Here is a 21,855-nt window from a genome sequence, read left to right as displayed (position 1 = left end):
GTTTGTGCCTTTCGGTCGGTGAGCCAGCGCGTTTTTACAGGCCCAACGTAGGCAACCCTACCTCCGGCCCTGCGCGGGAACCTGGGCATCCGCGCCGTGATTATTAGACTCGTCGGGGTCGTCCACGCAGCCTGAGGAGACACTCGATGATCACCGCGACGAACATCCGCGCTCACGCCGTCAACACGGTCGCGTGGCTGGCGTCGGCGCAGGCGACCATCGTCGTCCCGGTGTATCAGCGCCAGTATCGCTGGGATATCGGGGGCTGCGAGCAACTCCTCAGCGACATCCGCGCTGTCGCCGATCGGGATGCCGATCAGATGCACTTCATCGGCTCGATTCTCAGCGCCGCCGATTCTTCGAGTCCCCGCTCGGGCGACGACACGGAGGAATGGGTGCTCATCGACGGACAGCAACGCATCACGACACTGATGCTGCTGGTCGCCGCGCTGTTCCACACCATCCGGGACGAAGACGCCGCCCTTGCCGCAGAACTTGAGCGCGTGCTCCTTCACGCTGCCACCGGTGACACGAAGCTTCGGCCTCACCGTGAGTGGGCAGGAGCCTTCCGGGACGTCGTCGTTGGGGCTGCGGATGGGGTCCCCGCGCCCTCACGGTTCGCCGACAACTACGCGTTCTTCCGTAGCCAGATTTCCGCCGATGATGTGGCCCGGGTCTGGCGCGGGCTTCAGCGGCTCGAGCACGTCGCCATTTCGCTGGGTACTGGCGCCAATGCGCAGCAGATTTTCGAGAGCCTGAACTCCACGGGCGAGCCACTGCGCGACCACGAGTTGATTCACAACTACGTGCTCATGGGACTCTCGCATGCCGAGCAGCTGGTCATCGAAGACGAGTACTGGGCTGCCATCGAGCGCAGCACCGGCGATCACATCGCCTCGTTCTGGGCCCACTACCTCGTCATGGTCGGCGGACGCGAGGTCGCCACTACCGCGTCGGGTCGCGGTGTCTACGACGTATTCCGCACTCAGTTCCCGCGGCTCGACCCCGTGGCGCTTCGAACCCTGGCAGAACAGTGGCGTTCCTTCGCGCAGCTCTACGCGACGTTGCTTGACCCCGAGGGGGAACCGGATCCCGAAATCCGGGCGCGTCTGCACTACCTCAACACGTTCGGCCGCGGGATGTATCCGCTCATCATGGCGCTCTACGCGCGCCACCGCGCCGGCGAGATCGAGCGCAACGATCTTCTGAGCGTGCTCGACGATCTGCAGTCGCTCCTCTTGCGCCGCGACGTGGTCAGCGTCGGGTCGGATCGTCTCGTTGCCCGCCTCGTCCGCGCATCACGGGAGGGCATCGACGCACTCGCGGCTGCGATCTCTCGCCAGACCCCGTCGGATGACCGTGTGCGTGTTGCGCTGAAGCACAGCCCGCTGCCGCATCCGGAGTATGTCCTGTCCCGGCTGGCCGACGTCGATCCGGCGCAGGATGACCTCGTTATCGACCACGTCTTCCCGCCAGCGCCGTCGGACGACTGGACCGGCGGCGATGGGCGGCGGTGGAAGGACTACAGCGAGGACGAACAGAACAGTCACCGGGCTCTAGCCGCGACCCTCGGTAACCTCGCGCTGCTCGAGGAGCCCCTTGCCGCCCAGGTCTTCGACGCGGACTTCCCCGATAAGCGCACGGTGTATGGCAGGAGTTCCATGACCGTCACGCAGCCGTTGGCGTCGATCGAGACGTGGGGAACCGCCGCGATCAGCGGTCGGTCAGCGGAGCTCGCTCAGCAGGTGATGACGCTCTGGCGCCGCCGGGGCCCGCTCGTCATCGACGACGATGGGTTGACCCCCATTCTGGATGCGATTCCGCGCCGCGGATGGCCCCGAGGCTGGGAGCGCGAATTCTCGTATGTGGAGTACGTCGGTGAGCACTGGGAAGTTCCCGACATCAAGTACCTCTTCAATCGCATCTTCAAGCGGTTGTGGGCGGATCGGCGTGACGCGGTCATCGCGTACTGCTCCCGGCGAGGTGGGCCCGTCTACAACGAGCGTGCGTGGAACGGTGACTGGGACAGCCTGGATGACGACCATCACCTGTACATGGGGTGGGACTCGCGATACATGATGGCTGCCGTGCAGGGAGTGCTCGAGGAGGCGGGGCTCGCGCCCGAGGTCTTCGTCAAGTACTCGTACATCGGGCAGATCATGTGATCACTCTGGTCGGATGCCCCCGCGCGGCTCGGTAGCCTTGAGACTGACATCGCCCAGGAGTTCGCTGTGACACAACCGCTCGTCCCGTCTGACGTGGCCTATCCCGCCGACGGTTTCGCCCTCTTCCCCGATCGCTCTGTCGTGGCCCTGCGGGTCAACGGCACGTTGCGGGATCTCGCGACGGTTGTGACCGCCGAGGACACGGTGGAGCCCGTGACGATCGACAGCGCCGACGGGCTCGACATCCTTCGACACTCGACAGCGCATGTGCTCGCCCAGGCGGTGCAGCGGATCCGGCCGCAGGCGAACCTCGGGATCGGACCGCCGATCACCGACGGCTTCTACTACGACTTCGGCGTCGAGGAACCGTTCACGCCCGAAGACCTCAAAGCCATCAAGAAGGAGATGGAGCGCATTGTCCGCGAGGGCCAGCGCTTCACTCGACGGGTGGTCACCGAGGATGAAGCACGTGCGGAGCTTGCCGACGAGCCGTTCAAACTCGAACTCATCGGGTTGAAGGGTGGAGGAGCGGATGCCGCCGAGGGTGCGTCGGTCGAGGTCGGCGGTGCGGAACTGACGATCTACGACAACGTGACCCGCGATGGCGAGACGGTCTGGAAGGACCTCTGCCGCGGTCCGCACGTTCCGGGCACTCGCATGATCGGTAACGGCTGGGATCTGACCCGAATCGCCGGCGCCTACTGGCGCGGCAGCGAGAAAAACCCTCAGTTGCAGCGCATCTACGGCACCGCTTGGCCGACGAAAGACGAGCTGCGCGCCTACCAGCACCGTCTCGAAGAAGCTGCGCGGCGCGATCACCGCAAGCTCGGCGCTGAACTGGACCTCTTCTCGTTCCCGGACGAGATCGGGCCGGGACTGGCGGTCTTCCATCCCAAGGGTGGCATCATCCGCTACGAGATCGAGCAGTACATGCGTCAGCGCCTGCTCGCCGCCGACTACGAAATGGTCAACTCGCCCCACATCACCAAGGGCGACCTCTTCATGGCCAGCGGCCACCTCCAGTGGTACGCCGACGGGATGTACCCGCCGATGGAGCTTGACGAGATCGTGGATGCCGAAGGCCACGTCACCCGGCAGGGGCAGGAGTACTACCTCAAGCCGATGAACTGCCCGTTCCACAACCTGATCTTCCGGTCGCGAGGCCGCAGCTACCGTGAACTGCCGCTGCGACTTGCAGAGTTCGGCACGGTCTATCGCTACGAGAAGAGTGGAACCCTTGCGGGTCTCACCCGCGTGCGGGGGATGACGCAGGATGACGCCCACATCTACGTGACCGCCGATCAGGTGCGCGACGAGCTGACGCGAAACCTCGATTTCGTGCTCTCGGTGCTGCGCGACTACGGTCTGCAGGACTTCTACCTCGAGCTGTCCACCAAAGAGGAAGGCAACCCGAAGTTCATCGGTGACGACTCCTTGTGGGCGGAAGCTACCGAGACCCTCCGCGAGGTGGCCGAAGCCTCGGGCCTCGAGCTCGTGCCCGACCCGGGCGGCGCCGCGTTCTACGGACCGAAGATCTCGGTGCAGGCCCGCGATGCGATCGGTCGCACCTGGCAGATGTCGACGATCCAGCTTGATTTCAATCAGCCCGAGCGGTTTGAACTCGAGTACACCGGTCCCGACGGCGCGAAGCACCAGCCGGTGATGATCCACCGCGCGTTGTTCGGCTCGATCGAGCGGTTCTTCGCGATCCTCCTCGAGCACTACGCAGGCGCCTTCCCGGTATGGCTGGCCCCCGTTCAGGTCGTCGGCATTCCCGTCGCCGATGAATATGCCGCCTATCTCGGTTCGTTCATCGACCGGCTCCGCTCCGCGGGCGTCCGAGCGGAGCTCGATCGCAGCGACGACCGCATGCAGAAGAAGATCCGCACGCACACGACCCAGAAGGTCCCGCTTCAGGTCATCGCGGGGGAGCAGGACCGTTCCGCGGGAACCGTCTCATTCCGTTTCCGTGATGGCTCGCAGACGAACGGCATTCCGCTGGATGAGGCGGTCGCGCGCATTGCGGCTGCCATCGAGAGCAAGACGCTCGTCGATACCGCCGAGGACCTGGCATGACGGATGCCGCGGCATCCGGATCGGAGGGAGTGCCGTCGTCCGAGTTCGCCGGGGTGCCCGACGGCTTTCAGCGGCTCTGGACACCTCACCGGATGGCGTACATCCAGGCCGGGGCCGACGCGATGCGCGCCGCCTGCCCGTTCTGCGCCGCACCGGGAAAGCCGGATGCCGACGGCCTGATCGTCCACCGCGGCACGAGCGCCTACGTTCTGCTGAATCTCTTTCCGTACAACTCCGGTCACCTGCTGGTGTGCCCGTACCGCCATGTCGCGACGTACGATCAGGCAACGGCCGAGGAGACCCAGGAGATCGCCGAGCTCACGCAGACAGCTATGCGCGTACTTCGCTCGGTGTCGCGTTGTGACGGCTTCAACATCGGGATGAACCAGGGTGCGGTAGCCGGTGCGGGTGTCGACGAGCACCTGCACCAGCACGTTGTTCCGCGATGGGCCTCGGACGCGAACTTCTTTCCGATCATCGCGCGCACCAAGGCGCTGCCTCAGCTTCTGGGCGACGTGCGCGAGACCCTCGCGGCAGCCTGGCCCGCCGACTGAGCGTAGAGGTCAGCGAACGCGTGCGACCTCGAACTGCATCCGCGGGTGGGCATAAACCTCCTGCGATTCGATGAGTTGCAGTTCCCGCTCGCCCGAGCCGTACGTGTTCTGCAACAGATCGAACACGCTTGAGACCGTCCGTGCGAGGGCGAGCGCGGCGTCACCGGTCGCCCCGTAGTGGGCGGTGAACAGCGCGGCAGTCACATCGCCGGAGCCGTTCGCCTTCATCGGGATGCGCGGCGTCTGTACGATCCATGCGCCGTCGTCGGTGACGGCGAGCATCTCGATCGTGCCCTCGGGAGCGTCAGGGCGTTCGACACTGGTGACCAGGACCGTCCGCGGGCCCATGGCGCGGGCGAGATCCGCCGAGACGAGCGTGGATTCGAGATCGGCGGGTTCGGTGCCCGTCAGGAAGCCGAGCTCGAACTGGTTCGGGGTGATGATGTCGGCAGCGGGAACTACACGCTCGCGCAGCAGCACCGGGATGGCCGGCGCAACGAAGCATCCTGACTTCGCATTACCCATGACCGGATCGCAGGCGTAGACCGCCGCCGGGTTGGCGGCTTTGACCCGGGCGACGGCGTCCAGGATCACATCTCCGATGCCCTCGGAGCCCTGGTAGCCCGACAGCACCGCGTCGATCTGCGGAAAGACTCCGCGCTCCTCGATGCCGGTGAGCACCTCCGCGACGTCCGCCGGCGAGATCAGCGGTCCGCGCCAGGCGCCGTACCCGGTGTGGTTGGAGAAGTTCACGGTGTACACCGGCAAGACCTCGACGCCGATGCGCTGCAGCGGAAACACCGCTGCCGAGTTGCCGACGTGGCCGTAGGCGACGGCGGACTGGATCGAAAGGATCTTCATGAGGGCTGGCCTGCTTTCGTGGAACGAGCCGCGTCGATAGCGGCTGACAGATCGGATGCCAGGCGTGTCGCCTCGGCATCGGTGAGGTCGTGAACGGTCAGGCGCAGGTGCCGGGCGGCATCCTCCCCGGCGAGCACGAACTCTTCGCCGGAGCGCGCGAGCCACCCGCGCCGCATGAGATGCTCGCCGACAGCGCGAGCTGGGGCCCCGAGCGGCACCCACAGGTTGAGGCCGTCGGCCGCATGCGCCGGAACACCGGCATTCTGCAGCAGCTGCGCAACTGCAGCGTTGCGTTCGGCGTAGTGGGCTCCCGCACGACGGATGTCGTCGCGGACTGCATCGTCGGTGAGCAGCGCGTGAGCAAGGCGCTGAAGCAGATGGCTCACCCACGTCGTTCCCGGGCTCAGGCGCAGCGCGAGACGTGCCGCCGTTTCGGGGTCCGACGCGGTGACCGCCAGGCACATGTCGGGGCCGAGGAATTTCGACACCGACCGGATGAGAGCCCAGCGTTCGTGATCGGGTCCGACGATCGTGTGGAAGGGGCGCTCGGAGAGGAGGGAGAAGTGGTCGTCCTCCACGACGAGAACATACGGGTGCGCGGCGAGCTCGGCGCGCAACGCGGCTGCCCGCGCTGCTGACAGGCTGGCGCCGGTGGGATTCTGGGCGCGGGGGGTGCTCACGATGGCACGCACCCCGGCATCCAGGGCCGCACGGAGGCCGGCGACAGTCATTCCTTCGTCGTCGACAGGAACCGGCACCGCCCGGTAGCCGCCCAAACGCAGGATGTTCATCGTCGACAGGAAGCAGGGGTCTTCGACGGCGACGGCATCCTCACGGGCGAGGGACTGTCCGAGCAGGCGCTCGATCGCGTCTGACGCGCCGCCGGTGATCGTCAACCGCAGCTCGGGCTGATCGACCATCGCCTCGCGCATCCACGCGTTCGCCCACGCCTCGAAGTCGCGGTCGATGACCGGCTCACCGTAGAGCACGGGTCGGCCAGTGACGCGCGAGAGCAGGCGGGTTGGATCGGGGATGAGTGCGGCATCCGGATTTCCGGTGCCGAGGTCGCGCAGAACCGTTCCGGAAGCAAAGCCCTCCTGCGGCATCCGGGGCGATCCGGCAATGAGGGTCCCGCCCCTGCCCCGTGTCACGACAGTTCCCGCCTGGGCGAGATGGCGATAGGCAGCGACGACAGTATTGCGATTCACGCCCAAACGCTCGGCCAGGGCGCGGACCGGGGGGAGCGCGTCACCGGGAGCGAGCACGCCGCGTTCGACGAGGCCCCGAACGCTCTCCGCGATGTCGGTCGCCGTCGAGCCGGCGATGGCCGGGTGCGCATCGAGGGCAGTCATCCCGACGAGTCTAAGCGGTGGGACATGCTAGGTTTTGGCATAGGTCAAGACGAAGGGATCCTCGTGTCCGCATCCACCACCGGTTCGTCTCGCGTCAAGCGCGGGCTCGCCGAAATGCTCAAGGGCGGCGTCATCATGGACGTCGTCACCCCCGACCAGGCGAAGGTCGCCGAGGACGCGGGCGCCGTCGCGGTGATGGCCCTGGAGCGGGTGCCCGCTGACATCCGCGCGCAGGGCGGCGTGTCGCGCATGAGCGACCCCGACATGATCGACGGCATCATCGAGGCGGTGTCGATCCCGGTCATGGCCAAGGCGCGGATCGGGCACTTCGTCGAAGCTCAGGTGCTGCAGGAGCTCGGCGTGGATTACATCGACGAATCCGAGGTACTCTCGCCCGCCGACTACGTCAACCACATCGACAAGTGGGGTTTCACGGTGCCTTTCGTGTGCGGTGCCACGAACCTCGGTGAGGCTCTGCGCCGTATCAACGAGGGCGCCGCGATGATCCGCTCGAAGGGCGAAGCCGGCACCGGTGACGTCTCTGAGGCCATGAAGCACATCCGCAAGATCAAGGGCGAGATCGCCGCACTCGGTGCGCTCTCCAAGGATGAGCTGTACGTCGCCGCCAAGGAACTTCAGGCTCCGTACGAGCTCGTCGCCGAGATCGCTGAGACCGGAACGCTGCCGGTCGTGCTCTTCGTCGCTGGGGGCGTTGCTACGCCCGCGGATGCCGCGATGATGATGCAGCTCGGGGCCGACGGCGTCTTCGTCGGATCGGGCATCTTCAAGTCCGGGAATCCGGCGGAGCGCGCGGCGGCGATCGTGAAGGCGACGACCTTCCATGACGACGCGAAGGTCATCGCGGACGTGTCCCGGGGCCTCGGCGAAGCGATGGTCGGCATCAACGTCGCCGACCTTCCGGCACCCCATCGCCTCGCCGAGCGGGGCTGGTGAGCACTACCCGTCCGCATGTCGGTGTGCTCGCCCTCCAGGGCGATGTGCGCGAGCATGTGGCGGTGCTGCGCGGCCTCGACGTCGAGGTTTCCGTCGTGCGCCGACCCGAGGAACTCGCCGCTGTCGACGGGCTGGTCCTCCCCGGCGGCGAGTCCAGCGTGATCGACAAGTTGTCCCGAGCCTTCGGGATGCGTGAGCCGATCATCGCGGCGCGAGAGGCCGGGATGCCGATGTACGGCACGTGCGCCGGCCTGATCCTCTTGGCCGACGACATCATCGATGGCATCGATGGTCAGCAGACATTTGGTGGCCTGGACGTCATCGTGCGCCGCAACGCGTTCGGAAGCCAGGTCGACTCGTTCGAAACTGACATCGATGTGCCAGTCTTCGGCGAGCCAGCGGTGCACGCGGTCTTCATCCGTGCGCCGCTGGTCGAGCAGGTCGGGGAGCGAGCCGAGGTCGTGGCATCCCTCGACGACGACCGTGTGGTCGCCGTCCGCCAGGGTGCCCTGCTCGGAACCTCGTTCCACCCCGAGGTGACCGGCGAGACGCGGTTCCACGAGTTGTTTCTGCGCGCCGTGCGCTCGGCAGCCTGACGGAGCACGCTTCACGCGGCCGATAGAATCGAGCGCATGTCCGGCCACTCCAAGTGGGCGACGACCAAGCACAAGAAGGCCGTCATCGACGCGCGTCGTGCCAAGTCGTTCGCCAAACTCATCAAGAACATCGAAGTCGCAGCCAAGCTCGGCGGTGCCGATCTCGCTGGTAACCCCACGCTGTACGACGCCGTGCAGAAGGCGAAGAAGACCTCGGTTCCCAATGACAACATCGACCGCGCAATCAAGCGCGGTGCAGGCATCTCGGGCGACGCCGTCGAATACCAGACGATCCTCTACGAAGGCTACGGACCGAGCGGCGTGGCCCTCATGATCGAGTGTCTGACCGACAACAAGAACCGCGCGGCAGCCGAAGTGCGCACAGCGCTCTCGCGCAACGGAGGAACGCTGGCAGACCCCGGGTCAGTCGCCTACAACTTCCACCGCAAGGGAGTCATCGTCGTCTCGGGTGAGGGCACCACAGAAGACGACGTCATGATGGCGGCACTCGAGGCAGGGGCCGAGGAGATCGAGCCGCACGCTCAGGGATTCGAAGTCATCACCGAGGCATCCGACCTCGTCGCCGTGCGTTCGGCGCTGCAGGAGGCGGGCCTTGACTACGAGTCGGCGGATGTCGAGTTCGTTCCCTCGCTCAAGGTCGAGGTCGACGCCGACACTGCACGCAAGGTTTTCCGGATCATCGACGCTCTCGAAGACAGCGACGACGTCCAGAACGTCTACAGCAACTTCGACCTGTCGGCCGAGGTCCAGGCCGAGCTCGAGAACGACGAGTAGGGCGCGCCTTCTGGGCACCGCCGCTCGTCGCGCCTAGCGTTACCGGGTGGCGACTGTTCGCGTGCTCGGAATCGATCCCGGCCTCACCCGCTGCGGCGTGGGTGTCGTGGATGTCGCTGCCGACCGCTCTGCGGCACTTGTCCATGTCGGCGTGATCCGGACGGATGCCGACCTCGCCATCGAGCTGAGGCTCGCCGGCATCGCGTCCGGCATCCGCGAGATCCTGGATTCGCATCGGCCCGATGTCGTTGCGGTGGAGCGCGTGTTCGCCCAGCACAATCGGAGCACGGTCATGGGTACTGCGCAGGCCAGCGGTATCGCGTTGATGCTCGCGGGCGAGCGGGGTCTTCCGGCGGCTACGCACACCCCGACCGAGGTCAAGGCCGCGATCACCGGGTACGGCAGCGCCGACAAACGCCAAGTGCAGACGATGGTGGCGCGCATCCTGCGGCTGGATGTCCTCCCGCAGCCTGCAGACGCCGCCGACGCCCTGGCGCTCGCTCTGTGTCATGCGTGGCGCGGCGCTCCTCAGGCGCGCGCGGCGACCGGCGGCTCGCTGACCAAGGCGCAGCAGGCCTGGCGGGATGCCGAGCGGCGCGCTCGGGTCTGAGCGTGTCGCTCGAACAAATGTCCGATTCGCCGCATAGCCTGCTCTGAGGCGCGGGCCGCGCCGAACGGAAGGAGCACGATGATTTCGTCAGTGCGGGGCGTCGTCGGCTACGCCGACCTGGACTCGGTGGTGATCGAAGTCGGGGGAGTGGGACTCAACGTCGCCGTGACGCCCGACGTCGCCCGCGCGGCGCGAGTCGGTGAACCGCTGTTCCTGCACACATCGTTGATCGTCCGAGAGGACGCACTGAGCCTCGTGGGCTTCGAGACCCGCGACGAGCTGACGACGTTTCTGCTGCTGGTCGGAGTCACCGGCGTCGGCCCGAAGTCCGCACTGGGAGTGCTCAGCGCGATGTCGGTCGATCAGATCGCCACCGCTGTCGCCGCCGAAGACGACGCGCCCTTCCGTCGGGTATCGGGAATCGGCCCGAAGACGGCAAAGCTGATCGTGCTGCACTTGACGGGGAAGGTCATAGCCCCCGCTGCGGCGTCGCGCGCGGCATCCGGATCTGACAGCCGAGCTGACGCGGTGACAGCCGCGTTGACCGGGCTCGGATGGCCCGAGCGCCACGCCGCCGAGGTGGCAGCGAGCGTCATCGAGGATGCCGCCTCCGAGGCGTCAGTGCAGGATCTGCTGCGCCGAGCGCTGGCAGAGCTCGGGCCCGCACGCAAGGAGACGACCCGTGGATGACCTCACCGACCCCGCGCCCTCGAAGGATGAGTCGGAGCTCGCGATCGAGGGAGCGTTGCGGCCGTCGTCCCTCGCTGAGTTCGTGGGGCAGACGAAGGTCAGGGGACAGCTTCAGCTCCTGCTCGACGCAGCACGCCTTCAGGAGCGACCCGCCGATCACATCCTGCTGGCCGGTCCACCAGGCTTGGGCAAGACGACGCTCGCCATGATCGTCGCTCACGAGAGCGAACGGCCGCTGCGGATGTCGAGTGGACCGGCGATCCAGCACGCCGGCGATCTCGCGGCTCTGCTCTCGAGCTTGACTCCCGGTGAAGTGCTCTTCATCGATGAAATCCATCGCATGGCTCGCTCTGCCGAAGAGATGCTCTACCTCGCCATGGAGGATTTTCGGATCGACATCATGGTCGGCAAAGGCGCCGGTGCCACGAGCATCCCTCTCGATCTGGCCCCGTTCACGCTCGTGGGCGCCACGACGCGCGCGGGCCTGCTCCCGAATCCGCTGCGAGATCGGTTCGGCTTCACAGCGCACCTGGAGTATTACGAGCCCGAAGAACTGGAGCGGGTCCTCGAGCGATCGGCGCGGATGCTGGACGTTCCGCTGCCAGCCGAGTCTCGCGCCGAGATCGCCCGGCGCTCACGAGGGACACCGCGCATCGCGAACCGGCTGCTACGGCGGGTCCGCGACTACGTCGTCGTCCACGGTGGCAGCGCCTCTGCGGCATCCGTAGACGCCGCCCTCGACCTGTACGACGTTGACGCGATTGGCCTTGACCGACTTGATCGCGCCGTCCTGGAGGCGCTCGTGCGCCGGTTCCATGGCGGTCCCGTCGGACTCAACACTCTCGCCGTGACCGTCGGCGAGGAAGCCGACACGATCGAGTCTGTGATCGAGCCCTACCTCGTGCGCATCGGCTTCATGGGCCGCACCCCCGCGGCCGCGTTGCGACTCCTGACGCCTACGCGCACCTCGGTGTACGTCATGCCGATCAGACGCTGAGATTCGATGACCTATAATTCCTGGAGGCTTTGACCCCACGCGGCCCGACGTCTGCGCGGCCGCACCCGAAAGGCGCCCTTCTTCATGAACTTCCAGGACTTCTTCCTCAACTACGGCCTGCTCATCCTGCTGGGCGCCCTCCTGGTGTTCATGTTCTGGAACTCCAGCCGCCGCATGAAGAAGCAGCGCGAGGAGCAGGCACAGAAGGCGCGCCAGACCGTTCCCGGCGCCGAGGTGCTGCTGCAGGGCGGCCTGTACGGCACCATCGTCGAGTTCGACCCCGACAATCTCGACCAGCCTGCGGTTGTCGAGATCGCGCCCGGCGTCGACATCAAGGTCCACAGCCAGGCGATTCTGCGGATCATCACGCCCGCTGACGAGGTTGAGGACGAAACCGACGACGGTTTCGACGACATCGTCGACAACTATCACGAGACCCACGACGGCGAGTCCTCGGATGCTGTGACCACGGACGCGGAGCCGGCCGCCGAGACCGACGCCGACGGGCGCGACGGCGACACCAAGCCCAACGCCTGACCCTTTCTGGAAAGCATCCCGTGGCTGCATCCACTCCTGTTCGCCGTGCCTGGCGGGCCCTCACCGGTCTGCTGACAATCACGGCGGTTCTGTTCGGTATCAACGCCCTGGGCGTCTATGTGTTCAACGCAAGTTCATGGGCACCGGAGCTCGCCCTGGACCTGCAGGGCGGCACCCAGATCATTCTCGAAGCGCAGACCGCGGACGGTGCTGACCCGTCGGCCGAGCAGATGAATCAGGCTGTCACGATCATCCGCCAGCGTGTCGACGCCTCGGGTGTCGGCGAAGCTGAGGTCACCACAGAGGGTGGCAAGAACATCGTCGTGCAGATCCCGGGCGAGGCAGACGAGCAGACCCGGCAGAGGATCGAGGCCTCCGCGCAGCTGCAGCTGCGAGCTGTGCTGTACACGGGGTCGCCTGCCACGTCGTTCATCGGCGAGGACGGCGAGTCCACCCCGTATCCGACGCCGGACCCCAGCCTCGAGTCGACGCCGACAGTGGAGCCCACCAGCGGGAGCGACACCAACTGGATCACGCCGGCATTGCAGGCGGAGTTTCTTGCGTACGACTGTGCGAACCCGGACAACGATCCCGCGAACGCGCCCACTGATGAGCCACTCATCACGTGTGACGCATCGGGAACGGTCAAGTACATCCTCGGACCGGTGGAGTTGGACGGGTCATCGATCGTCGACGCGACGAGCGGACTCGAGCAGACTTCCGGTCGATGGGTCGTGAACCTGCAGTTCAACGAGTCCGGGACTGAGACCTTCGGGCAGATCAGCCAGCGGCTCTTCGGAGCGACGCCGCCGCTCGACCAGTTCGCCTTCGTCCTCGACGGCTACGTCCTGACCGCTCCGTCGATGAATGCGCAGATCCTCGACGGACGCCCGAGCATCAGCGGCAGCTTCACGCAGGAGTCCGCAAAGGTCCTTGCCGACCAGCTGAAGTACGGTGCGCTACCGCTGAGCTTCGTCGTCGTGAGCTCTGACACGATCTCGGCAACCCTCGGGTCCCAGCAGCTGCAGATCGGGTTGATCGCGGGCCTTATCGGCCTGGCCCTGGTCGCCATCTACTCGCTCATCGTCTACCGCGCCCTCGGGTTCGTGATCATCGCCTCCCTCGTCGTGATGGCGGTGCTCACGTACGTGATGCTGCTGATCCTTGGCTGGCGCATGGGCTTCCGGCTCTCGCTCGCCGGTGTCGCGGGTCTGATCGTGTCGATCGGGTTCACCGCTGACTCGTTCATCGTGTACTTCGAACGCATTAGAGACGAATTGCGCGACGGCAAGTCGATCACCGGCGCCGTCGAAGACGGTTGGTCGCGAGCGAAGCGCACGATCTACATCTCGAAGTCGATCAACATTCTCGCGGCGGTCGTGCTCTACATCCTGGCCGACGCAACGGTGAAGGGTTTCGCCTTCACCCTCGGCCTCACGACCGCGATCGACGTTTTGATCTTCATCATCTTCACGCACCCCGTGATGCAGCTGCTGGCCCGCACGAGATTCTTCTCATCCGGCCACCCGCTTTCGGGCCTCGATCCCGACGCCCTGGGCGCCGTCTACCGCGGGCGGGCACAGTTCCGCGCGCCGGTCGTGGCGCCAAAGACAGCCGCCGAGAAGCGGGCGTCTCGCTCCAAAGGTGAGGCCGCGCGCCGCCAGACGATCGCCGAGCGCAAGCTTGCCGAGTCCCGCACGTCCGGCTCTAGCCAGACCACCGAGGGAGAGGACACCCCCTGATGCGCTCCCTCAACCAGCTCGGAAACGACCTGTACAGCGGGAAGACGTCCTTCCCCTTCGTCGGCAAGCGGCGGCTGTGGTTCATCATCGCCGCGATCCTCGTCATCGGTTCGGCACTTGTGCCTTTCATCAGGCCGATTCAGTTCTCGATCGAATTCACCGGGGGCTCCCAGTTCACCGTTTCGGGTGCCACCAGCACCGACCAGCTCATCGCCACCGAAGCAGTGCAGTCGGTCGTGCCGGGCGCGACGACGAAGGTCGCGACAGTCGGTGCCGACACGATCCGCGTCCAGACCGATCAGATGACGGATGCCGAGACGCGCGATGTCGCTGCAGCACTCGCCGAGGCGTACAGCGTCGACGCGAGCGAGGTGACCACGTCGTTCATCGGCCCGAGCTGGGGACAGGACGTCACGCGCCAGTCGCTCTGGGGTCTGGCCATCTTCCTCGCGCTGACCTTCATCATCCTCGCGCTGTACTTCCGCACCTGGAAGATGTCTGCGGCAGCAATCATCGGCCTCGTCGACGTGCTGGTGATCACGGTGGGGATCTATGCGCTGTTCGGTTTCGAGATATCGCCTGCCGCAGTGATCGGGTTCCTCACGATTCTCGCGTATTCGCTCTATGACACGACAGTCGTGTTCGACAAGATCCGGGAGAACACCTCGGAAGACGGCGAGATATCGGGCCGCACCTTCGGCGAGTCGGTGAACCTGGCAGTGAACCAGACGCTGGTCCGCTCGATCAACACGACAGTCGTGGCGATCCTGCCGGTCGGCGCGATCCTGTTCATCGGGGCGTTCTGGCTCGGAGCCGAGACGCTGAGCGACATCTCACTGTCGATCTTCGTGGGAATCATCGTTGCGGCCTATTCGACGCTGTTCGTCGCGGCGCCGCTGTTCTCGCTGTTCCGTGAGGGCGAGCCGGCCATCCGTCAGCGCGATGAGCGGGTCCTCGCCGCCCGCGAACAGGCGGTAGCTTCGGCCTGATCGCCCCTAGCGCAGCGTAGGATATGGGCTCCAGCGAAGGGAGGGCTACCGGGTGACCGAGACAGTCCCGCCCGCCCAGAGCGTGCCTCCAGGGTCCTCGTCGTTGCTGAGGCTCGTGCCGCGCATCTTCTCGCGTGCCGCACGTCGCGACGATGTCGAGAAGCTCTTGCGCACCGTCCGCACGCACCATCCCAAGGGTGATCTGGCGATCATCGAGCGCGCCTACGCGATCGCCGATCGCGCCCATTCGGGACAGAAGCGTCAGAGCGGCGAGCCCTACATCACGCATCCGCTGGCTGTGGCCCAAATCCTCGCCGATCTGGGCCTTGGCCCCAAGGCTGTGGCGGCCGCCCTTCTGCACGACACCGTCGAAGACACCGGTTACTCGCTCGATGCCCTCGCCGCGGAGTTCGGCGACGAGGTGGCGATGCTCGTCGACGGGGTGACCAAGCTCGACAAGGTCAAGTACGGCGAGAGCGCGCAGGCAGAAACCGTACGCAAGATGATCGTCGCGATGTCGCGCGACATCCGTGTCCTGCTCATCAAACTCGCTGACCGGTTGCACAACGCACGGACGTGGGGCTTCGTCCCTCCCGAGAAGGCCCGCAAGAAGGCCACCGAGACGCTCGAGATCTACGCACCACTCGCGCATCGCCTCGGTATCCAGACCATCAAGTCCGAGCTCGAGGACCTGTCGTTCGCTGTTCTGCATCCGAAGCTCTACGCCGAGATCGAGAGCCTGGTCAAGCAGCGCACCCCGCAGCGCGATAAGTACCTGCAGAACGTCATCGACGCCGTCGACACCGATCTGCGCGAGTTGCGTATCCGCGGGCGCGTACTCGGTCGCCCGAAGCAGCTGTACTCCGTCTATCAGAAGATGGTGGTGCGGGGTCGCGAGTTCGACGACATCTACGACCTCATCGGCATCCGCATTCTGGTCGCGTCGGTGCGGGACTGCTACGCCGTGCTGGGTGCGATTCATGCCCGGTGGACGCCGTTGCCCGGGCGGTTCAAGGACTACATCGCCACCCCGAAGTTCAACCTCTACCAGTCGCTTCACACGACGGTGATCGGACCGGAGGGTCGCACCGTCGAGATCCAGATTCGCACCCACGAGATGCACCAGCAGGCCGAGTACGGTGTGGCAGCCCACTGGAAGTACAAGGAGCGGATGGCCGGCGGGAAGATCGACGACAAAGCCGTCGACGCAGATCTCGCGTGGCTCGCGCGGATTTCGGATTGGCAGGCAGAAACCGCCGACCCGGGAGAGTTCCTCGATTCGCTGCGCTTTGAGATCGGCGCGAAAGAGGTTTACGTCTTCACCCCCAAGGGGCGCGTGATCGGACTTCCGGCGGGCGCGACGCCGGTCGACTTCGCCTACGCAGTGCACACCGAAGTCGGTCACCGCACGATGGGCGCGAAAGTCAACGGGCGGCTCGTTCCCCTCGAGTCCGAGCTCAAGAGCGGGGACGTCGTCGAGGTGTTCACCTCGAAGAACCCGGATGCCGGGCCAAGCCAGGACTGGCTGAGCTTTGTCAAGAGCACCAGAGCTCGCAGCAAGATCCGGGGATGGTTCACGAAGGAGCGGCGCGAAGAGGCAATCGAACAGGGCAAGGAGTCGATCGCGCGCGCGATGCGACGCCAGAACCTGCCGCTGCAGCGACTGATGAACCAGGACACGCTCAGCGAAGTGGCTGACGGACTGCGTTACGAAGGCGTATCAGCACTGTACGCGGCTGTCGGCGAAGGCCATGTCTCGACGCAGTCGGTCATCGAGAAGGTCACGGCGCTCGTCAGCGCATCGAACGACACGGCCACGGGGCCGATCGACCTCCCGCACGTCGGGCGCTCGCGTCAGCCGCGCGCCGGTGACTCGGGCGTTCTCGTGCGCGGTGCACCCGACATCCTCGTCAAGCTCGCGAAGTGCTGCACGCCGGTGCCCGGCGACGAGATCCTCGGGTTCGTGACGCGGGGAAGCGGTGTCTCCGTGCACCGAGCTGACTGCACGAACGTGGCATCGCTGCGCTCGGACCCCGAACGCCTCATCGATGTGGAGTGGGCCCCGACGACCAAGAGTGTGTTCCTGGTGCAGATCCAAGTCGAAGCCCTCGACCGTTCAGGGCTGCTCAGTGACGTGACTCGCGTACTCAGCGAACACCACGTGAACATCCTCTCTGCATCCGTATCCACCACGAACGACCGTCTGGCGATTAGCCGCTTCGTGTTCGAGATGGGCGACATCGTCCACCTTGACCGCGTCCTCAATGCGGTCCGCCGCATCGATGCCGTCTACGACGTCTACCGGGTCACGTCCTCGTAGGTTCAGCGCTGCGGGAACGCAACAGGTCGAGGGCTCGCACCTTGTGCGGAACGGTGCCGGCGTGCTCTAGCCAGTCGATGCCTGCCCGGATCGTCGCGGGGTCTCGCGCAAAGCCGTCGAGAGCTGTCCGGTGGTCGGCGTCACCCACGCGAGCAAGGTCGGCGACCGTCCGCGCCGGAGACGTGACCAGCACCCCGCCGATCCGGTAGAGGTCGCTGGCGGGCAGGTACGGGTCTCGATAGTGGAGTCGGCGATGGATGACGCCGTGGATGCGATGCGGCACCGCTCGCTGCACGGTATGCCGGGAGGGCGGCTCACTGATGACACCGTGCACCCATGCTGCCGAGAGGTGAGTCGCCGCCATGAGATCGCGAAGCAAGGGCCCCAGAGACGCTGCCCGCGCGCTGGGCGTTTCCACGGTGTCTGCCGGCATATAGGCGGCGTCGATCTCGATGAGGTGCCCGTCGAGGCGTGCGGCAGACAGCTCCGCCAGCGAGAGTCGCTCATCGACGAAGTACAGAAACGGCGAGGTCATCCCCGCAGTCTGCCTCCGGTCGACTCACTCGCCGGTGCGCTGTTGTCAGTCTGTGGAGAAGTCCCGGTCAGCCCTCGACCGCGCGGAGCCAGGCGCGCCGGGCCTCGAGAGCCTCGCTTGCCTGCTTGATCGCCCGCTGGTCCTTACGTGCGGTGGCCTCGGCAAGCTCCGCCTCGAGCTTGGTGATCGCGTCATACAGCTGGCGGGTCATGTCGTTGGCACGTGCCGTGGTCTCGGGATTGTTCCGCGTCCACTCGGCGTCCTCGCGCGCACGGACCGACACTTCGATCTTGCGCAGCTCATCATCGAGGGCACGCTCCTGATCGCGCGGAAAGATGCGACCGATGTCATCCCACGACCGCTGAATCGCGGTGAGGGCGCTGCGCGCAGCGGCAAGGTCTGACATGTCGAGAATCGGGCGTGCCCGCTCGAGGAGTTCCCGCTTGGCGTCGATCTTCTCTTTCGATGCCTCGACCTCCGCAGCCTCACGACCCGCCCGTGCCGAATAGAGCGCGTCCCCGGCAGCTTTGAACCGAGCCCATAGTGCGTCGTCGACCTTCTTGCCGGCGCGGCCCGCAGCTTTCCACTCGTTCAGCAGGTCACGGTAGGCGCCGATGCCGTCTTCGCCGCGCGGCGCGAGCGCCTCTGCGCGCTCAACCAGACGGTTCTTACGCTCACGAACTGCCTTGTGCGCCTCATCGAGCTCGGCATAGAACTCGCGGCGGTGCTTGTCGACAGTTGCCCGCGCGTCTCGGAATCTCTTCCACAGCGACTGCGAGATCGACTTGGGAAGGTGCGGACCGTTCTGCTGGTGAGACTGCCACTGGTCGAACAGCGAGCTCATCTCGGCCGAGGCCGTCTTCCACTGCACGGTCTTGGGGTCGCGCGCGGCGATCGCTTCGGCCTGCTCGACGAGCCGTGTCCGCTCGGCAATCGCGGCATCCACGGCCTCCCGAGCCTGAGCGGCCTCGGCGGCGCTCGCTTCGGTCAGCGACGCGGTGAGAGCCTCGACCCGGGCGCTCAGCGCTGCGAGGTCGCCGACAGCTGACGCTCCCGAGATCTTCCCGCTGAGGGTCGCAGCTGTCGCACGCAGGTCCGCGGCGCTGGCACCACCGCGGCGGTGGCGAACTTCCAGGAGTGTGACCTCGGAGGCGAGATCAGAGAATTTCCGCTCGTAGTAGGCCAGAGCCTCTTCAGCGGTGCCGTCAGGGTATTGACCGACGACGCGCCACTGGTCGCCTTCGCGAACCGAAACCGTGCCGTCGTCATCGACGCGGCCCCAGGGCTGTTCGACGGGGGTGGAGGACGAAGCTGTGTCTGACACGGAAGGCACCTCAATGCGGCGAAGCCGCCTGCGGGGGATGGACGCTTAAGCCTAATACGGAGCGCCTCCGCGGCCAGGCTCGGATGCGGCGGCGATGTCGTCGTGCGCGGCTAGCCTGGATCCCATGGCGAACACGGCGGGGCTCTTCTCCGGGCAAACCCCGCTGCCGGTGCGGATGAGACCCACGTCCCTCGACGAGGTCGCCGGACAGCAGCACCTGCTGCGGCCGGGTGCGCCGCTTGTCGTGCTCGCGGATCCCGATGGTGGCGCGCGAGCGGCGACATCCGTCATCCTTTGGGGTCCGCCGGGGACCGGCAAGACCACTCTCGCCCAGGCTGTCGCGCGCTCATCCGGTCGCCGCTTCGTCGAGCTGTCGGCTGTCACCGCCGGAGTCAAGGATGTGCGCGAGGTGATGCAGGACGCTCTGACGCAGCGCGACCTGTACGGAACCTCCACGATCCTCTTCCTCGACGAGATCCACCGATTCACCAAAGCGCAACAGGACGCGTTGCTGGCTGGCGTCGAGAACGGTTGGGTCGTCCTGATCGCCGCAACCACGGAGAATCCGTCGTTCTCGGTCATCTCGCCGTTGCTGTCCAGGTCGCTGCTGCTGACGCTGCAGCCGCTGACGGATGCCGATCTCGCCGAACTCATCGACCGGGCGGTGTCGGATGCGCGCGGACTTGCCGGTGCCGTGGCCCTGACCGACGAAGCACGCGCTGCACTCGTGCGGCTCGCTTCCGGTGACGCCCGCCGCGCCCTTACCGCCCTGGAGGCAGCGGCGTCCCTCGCCGAACCGGAAGCCGACGGGGCAGCCGGCACGATCACCGCCGAGCACGTCGCGCAGGCGGTGGACCGGGCGCTCCTTCGATATGACCGTCAGGGCGACGAGCACTACGACGTCATCAGCGCGTTCATCAAGTCGATCCGCGGGTCGGATCCGGATGCCGCGCTGCACTATCTTGCGCGCATGATCGAGGCGGGGGAGGACCCCCGCTTTATCGCACGTCGTCTGATCATCTCGGCCGCCGAGGACATTGGTCTCGCAGATCCGCAGGCCCTCCCGCTCGCGGTTGCGGCAGCCGACGCGGTTCAACTGATCGGCTTCCCCGAGGGACGTATTCCGCTTGCTGAGGCGACGGTGTACCTCGCGACCACGGCCAAATCGAACGCCGCGTATCTGGCGATCGATGCCGCGATCGCCGACGTGCGCCAGGGCGGTGGCGGCAGAGTCCCGCCGCACCTGCGGGACGCGCACTACCCGGGAGCCGCGCGGCTCGGACACGGGAAGGGTTACCGCTACCCGCATGACGATGAGCGCGGCGTGGTCGCGCAACAGTACCTTCCCGATGCGCTGCGCGACCGCAGCTACTATCGCCCGACCTCCCGTGGCGCAGAACGGGAGATTGCGGCACGGTGGAGCCGAATCCGCCGCATCCTCGGCAGGCCGGAAGAGCCCGGCTCGGGTGCCGCTTCCGGCGGGGACTGAGAGCTCTGGTAGACTAGTTCGGTTCGAAACCGAGTTTTCGGATATCCCCTCACTCGAGATCACCTTTCGGTGCGCTGCGACGTGCGAACCGAAGCGGGAGTGCGGGATACGTCCATGAGTCGCGAGAGTCGCGGCCATGTCATCGGAAGGAATCCTTCGTGCCTACGAAGTCCCAGGACCGCCGCAAGGTGCGCATGTCGCGCGCCCTCGGCGTCGCACTTACCCCCAAGGCAGCTCGCTACCTCGAGAAGCGTCCCTATGCACCGGGCGAGCACGGCCGCACCAAGCGCAAGGCCGACAGCGACTACGCCGTCCGCCTGCGCGAGAAGCAGCGTCTGCGCGAGCAGTACGGCATCCGCGAGAAGCAGCTGCGCATCGCGTTCAACGAGGCCCGCCGCAAGGACGGCCTGACCGGTGAGAACCTCGTCGAGCAGCTCGAGATGCGCCTGGACGCGCTGGTTCTTCGTGCCGGCTTCGCCCGCACGACCGCGCAGGCTCGTCAGCTCGTGGTGCACCGCCACATCCTCGTCGACGGCAAGACCGTGGACCGCCCCTCGTTCCGCGTCGCACCCGGCCAGCTCATCCACGTCAAGGAGAAGAGCGAAGGCCTCGAGCCGTTCCAGGTCGCCGCGGCCGGCGGACACGCCGAGGTTCTGCCCCCGGTTCCGGGCTACCTCGAGGTCGAGCTCGACAAGCTCCACGCCCGTCTCGTGCGTCGCCCCAAGCGCGCCGAGGTGCCCGTGGTCTGTGACGTTCAGCTCGTCGTTGAGTACTACGCGGCGCGCTAAGCGGCGCGTAGTACAGCCGCGAAGCGGCCAACAACACCGTTACGCGGCGCGCTAAGCAGTCCGCAGAAGCACGTTCGCGAAGGGCGTCGGGGTGACCCGGCGCCCTTCGCCGTTCTCGCCTACGATGGGATGAGCCGCCGTCGCGGAAAGGGAGTGAGCGCATGAAAAACCTGCTGTGGTTCGCACTGGGACTTGCCGGGGGTTTCGTCGCCGCCCATTACGTCAACAAAGACCCACGGGGACACGAACTGCTCGCCGAGGTGGATGCTCGTATCTCGCAGTTCACCGACCGCATCGCGGATGCCTACCGCGAGCAGGAAGCTCGCATTGTCGGAATCGTCGAGGACGCCGTGGACTCGGCATCGTCGACGGTCGATACTGTGGCCGACGCCGTGACGGATACTGCGGGCGACGTCGCTGACGCGGCAAAAGACGCAGCCAAGAAGCTGACTGACTGATCTCCATGCGTGTTCGCATCGCC

At 66.1% G+C, this 21,855-nt stretch carries 19 protein-coding genes and 1 pseudogene; 16 read left to right on the top strand and 4 right to left on the bottom strand.

Features of this window, described 5'->3' with window-relative positions:
• Window positions 1-146: 146 nt before the first annotated feature.
• The 3 genes from MICSW_RS07825 to MICSW_RS07815 all read left to right on the top strand — a co-directional run bounded on the left by MICSW_RS07825 (window position 147) and on the right by MICSW_RS07815 (window position 4,795).
• Window positions 147-2,165, top strand: coding sequence for a DUF262 domain-containing protein (locus MICSW_RS07825; protein ID WP_464495030.1), 2,019 nt, complete (start codon window positions 147-149; stop codon window positions 2,163-2,165).
• 66 nt (window positions 2,166-2,231) lie between these two features.
• Window positions 2,232-4,241, top strand: coding sequence for a threonine--tRNA ligase (gene thrS / locus MICSW_RS07820; RefSeq protein WP_292733664.1), 2,010 nt, complete (start codon window positions 2,232-2,234; stop codon window positions 4,239-4,241).
• On the top strand, window positions 4,238-4,795 hold the full coding sequence (locus MICSW_RS07815; protein ID WP_292726693.1) for an HIT family protein: 558 nt from the start codon (window positions 4,238-4,240) through the stop codon (window positions 4,793-4,795). The genes thrS and MICSW_RS07815 overlap by 4 nt, the downstream gene beginning before the upstream one ends.
• Window positions 4,796-4,804: 9 nt before the next feature.
• Here MICSW_RS07815 and pdxY read toward each other — a convergent pair whose 3' ends face one another.
• Both pdxY and MICSW_RS07805 read right to left on the bottom strand, forming a co-directional pair.
• Window positions 4,805-5,656, bottom strand: coding sequence for a pyridoxal kinase PdxY (gene pdxY / locus MICSW_RS07810; protein WP_292726691.1), 852 nt, complete (start codon window positions 5,654-5,656; stop codon window positions 4,805-4,807).
• Complete coding sequence (locus MICSW_RS07805) at window positions 5,653-7,008, bottom strand: aminotransferase class I/II-fold pyridoxal phosphate-dependent enzyme (RefSeq protein ID WP_464495024.1); 1,356 nt, start codon at window positions 7,006-7,008, stop codon at window positions 5,653-5,655. Before MICSW_RS07805 ends, pdxY begins: the two co-directional genes overlap by 4 nt.
• 63 nt (window positions 7,009-7,071) lie before the next feature.
• Here MICSW_RS07805 and pdxS point away from each other — a divergent pair, with 63 nt between their 5' ends.
• The 10 genes and pseudogenes from pdxS (at window position 7,072) to MICSW_RS07755 (ending at window position 17,238) form a co-directional block, all read left to right on the top strand.
• Window positions 7,072-7,962 (top strand): pyridoxal 5'-phosphate synthase lyase subunit PdxS, encoded by an 891-nt coding sequence (pdxS, locus tag MICSW_RS07800; protein ID WP_414683112.1) that lies wholly within the window; start codon window positions 7,072-7,074, stop codon window positions 7,960-7,962.
• Window positions 7,956-8,558 carry a pyridoxal 5'-phosphate synthase glutaminase subunit PdxT gene (gene pdxT, locus MICSW_RS07795; RefSeq protein ID WP_292726722.1) on the top strand — a complete coding sequence of 201 codons (603 nt, stop codon included), beginning with the start codon at window positions 7,956-7,958 and terminating at the stop codon, window positions 8,556-8,558. Before pdxS ends, pdxT begins: the two co-directional genes overlap by 7 nt.
• A gap of 36 nt (window positions 8,559-8,594) precedes the next feature.
• The gene (locus MICSW_RS07790) at window positions 8,595-9,353 is read left to right on the top strand and encodes a YebC/PmpR family DNA-binding transcriptional regulator (RefSeq protein ID WP_228178775.1); all 759 of its coding nucleotides are present in this window, start codon (window positions 8,595-8,597) and stop codon (window positions 9,351-9,353) included.
• Between the two features lie 46 nt (window positions 9,354-9,399).
• Window positions 9,400-9,963, top strand: coding sequence for a crossover junction endodeoxyribonuclease RuvC (ruvC, locus tag MICSW_RS07785; RefSeq protein ID WP_228178773.1), 564 nt, complete (start codon window positions 9,400-9,402; stop codon window positions 9,961-9,963).
• A 78-nt stretch (window positions 9,964-10,041) separates the two neighbouring features.
• Window positions 10,042-10,653, top strand: a complete 612-nt coding sequence (ruvA, locus tag MICSW_RS07780) for a Holliday junction branch migration protein RuvA (RefSeq protein ID WP_292726684.1) — start codon at window positions 10,042-10,044, stop codon at window positions 10,651-10,653.
• Window positions 10,646-11,667, top strand: a pseudogene (gene ruvB, locus MICSW_RS07775) (Holliday junction branch migration DNA helicase RuvB). The gene ruvA and the pseudogene ruvB overlap by 8 nt, the downstream one beginning before the upstream one ends.
• A 67-nt stretch (window positions 11,668-11,734) precedes the next feature.
• Window positions 11,735-12,187: a preprotein translocase subunit YajC gene (locus MICSW_RS07770; protein WP_228178770.1), complete on the top strand. Its 453-nt coding sequence runs from the start codon at window positions 11,735-11,737 to the stop codon at window positions 12,185-12,187.
• Between the two features lie 20 nt (window positions 12,188-12,207).
• Window positions 12,208-13,929: a protein translocase subunit SecD gene (gene secD, locus MICSW_RS07765; protein WP_228178769.1), complete on the top strand. Its 1,722-nt coding sequence runs from the start codon at window positions 12,208-12,210 to the stop codon at window positions 13,927-13,929.
• Entirely contained in the window at window positions 13,929-14,918 is a 990-nt protein-coding gene (secF, locus tag MICSW_RS07760) for a protein translocase subunit SecF (RefSeq protein ID WP_228178765.1), read from the top strand. The genes secD and secF overlap by 1 nt, the downstream gene beginning before the upstream one ends.
• 52 nt (window positions 14,919-14,970) lie before the next feature.
• Window positions 14,971-17,238 carry a RelA/SpoT family protein gene (locus MICSW_RS07755; protein WP_292726675.1) on the top strand — a complete coding sequence of 756 codons (2,268 nt, stop codon included), beginning with the start codon at window positions 14,971-14,973 and terminating at the stop codon, window positions 17,236-17,238.
• On the opposite strand, the gene MICSW_RS07750 is transcribed toward MICSW_RS07755, so the two are convergent.
• The gene (locus MICSW_RS07750; RefSeq protein ID WP_228178761.1) at window positions 17,225-17,773 is read right to left on the bottom strand and encodes a type IV toxin-antitoxin system AbiEi family antitoxin; all 549 of its coding nucleotides are present in this window, start codon (window positions 17,771-17,773) and stop codon (window positions 17,225-17,227) included. The genes MICSW_RS07755 and MICSW_RS07750 overlap by 14 nt on opposite strands.
• Before the next feature lie 67 nt (window positions 17,774-17,840).
• A complete protein-coding gene (locus tag MICSW_RS07745; RefSeq protein WP_228178760.1) occupies window positions 17,841-19,097 on the bottom strand; it encodes a DUF349 domain-containing protein in 1,257 nt (418 codons plus the stop codon).
• Window positions 19,098-19,221: 124 nt separating this feature from the next.
• Between MICSW_RS07745 and MICSW_RS07740 the strand changes: the two genes are divergently transcribed.
• From MICSW_RS07740 to MICSW_RS07730, 3 genes are all read left to right on the top strand, one after another.
• On the top strand, window positions 19,222-20,586 hold the full coding sequence (locus MICSW_RS07740; protein WP_228178758.1) for a replication-associated recombination protein A: 1,365 nt from the start codon (window positions 19,222-19,224) through the stop codon (window positions 20,584-20,586).
• A gap of 158 nt (window positions 20,587-20,744) precedes the next feature.
• Entirely contained in the window at window positions 20,745-21,374 is a 630-nt protein-coding gene (gene rpsD / locus MICSW_RS07735; protein ID WP_228178756.1) for a 30S ribosomal protein S4, read from the top strand.
• Window positions 21,375-21,535: 161 nt separating this feature from the next.
• Window positions 21,536-21,832, top strand: a complete 297-nt coding sequence (locus tag MICSW_RS07730; protein WP_228178755.1) for an ATPase — start codon at window positions 21,536-21,538, stop codon at window positions 21,830-21,832.
• Window positions 21,833-21,855 lie beyond the last annotated feature (23 nt).

The sequence above is a fragment of the Microbacterium sp. SW12 genome, from assembly GCF_055391095.1.
Note: the sequence above shows the minus strand (reverse complement) of the source record. Positions and strands in the feature narration are given on the sequence as shown.

What these genes read in the sequence shown, in the direction of transcription:
- MICSW_RS07825 (WP_464495030.1), top strand. Translation starts at nt 147, where the DNA reads ATGATCACCGCGACGAACATCCGCGCTCACGCCGTCAACACGGTCGCG.
- MICSW_RS07815 (WP_292726693.1), top strand. Translation starts at nt 4,238, where the DNA reads ATGACGGATGCCGCGGCATCCGGATCGGAGGGAGTGCCGTCGTCCGAG.
- pdxY (WP_292726691.1), bottom strand. Translation starts at nt 5,656, where the DNA reads ATGAAGATCCTTTCGATCCAGTCCGCCGTCGCCTACGGCCACGTCGGC.
- MICSW_RS07805 (WP_464495024.1), bottom strand. Translation starts at nt 7,008, where the DNA reads ATGACTGCCCTCGATGCGCACCCGGCCATCGCCGGCTCGACGGCGACC.
- MICSW_RS07790 (WP_228178775.1), top strand. Translation starts at nt 8,595, where the DNA reads ATGTCCGGCCACTCCAAGTGGGCGACGACCAAGCACAAGAAGGCCGTC.
- ruvA (WP_292726684.1), top strand. Translation starts at nt 10,042, where the DNA reads ATGATTTCGTCAGTGCGGGGCGTCGTCGGCTACGCCGACCTGGACTCG.
- MICSW_RS07770 (WP_228178770.1), top strand. Translation starts at nt 11,735, where the DNA reads ATGAACTTCCAGGACTTCTTCCTCAACTACGGCCTGCTCATCCTGCTG.
- secF (WP_228178765.1), top strand. Translation starts at nt 13,929, where the DNA reads ATGCGCTCCCTCAACCAGCTCGGAAACGACCTGTACAGCGGGAAGACG.
- MICSW_RS07750 (WP_228178761.1), bottom strand. Translation starts at nt 17,773, where the DNA reads ATGACCTCGCCGTTTCTGTACTTCGTCGATGAGCGACTCTCGCTGGCG.
- MICSW_RS07740 (WP_228178758.1), top strand. Translation starts at nt 19,222, where the DNA reads ATGGCGAACACGGCGGGGCTCTTCTCCGGGCAAACCCCGCTGCCGGTG.
- MICSW_RS07730 (WP_228178755.1), top strand. Translation starts at nt 21,536, where the DNA reads ATGAAAAACCTGCTGTGGTTCGCACTGGGACTTGCCGGGGGTTTCGTC.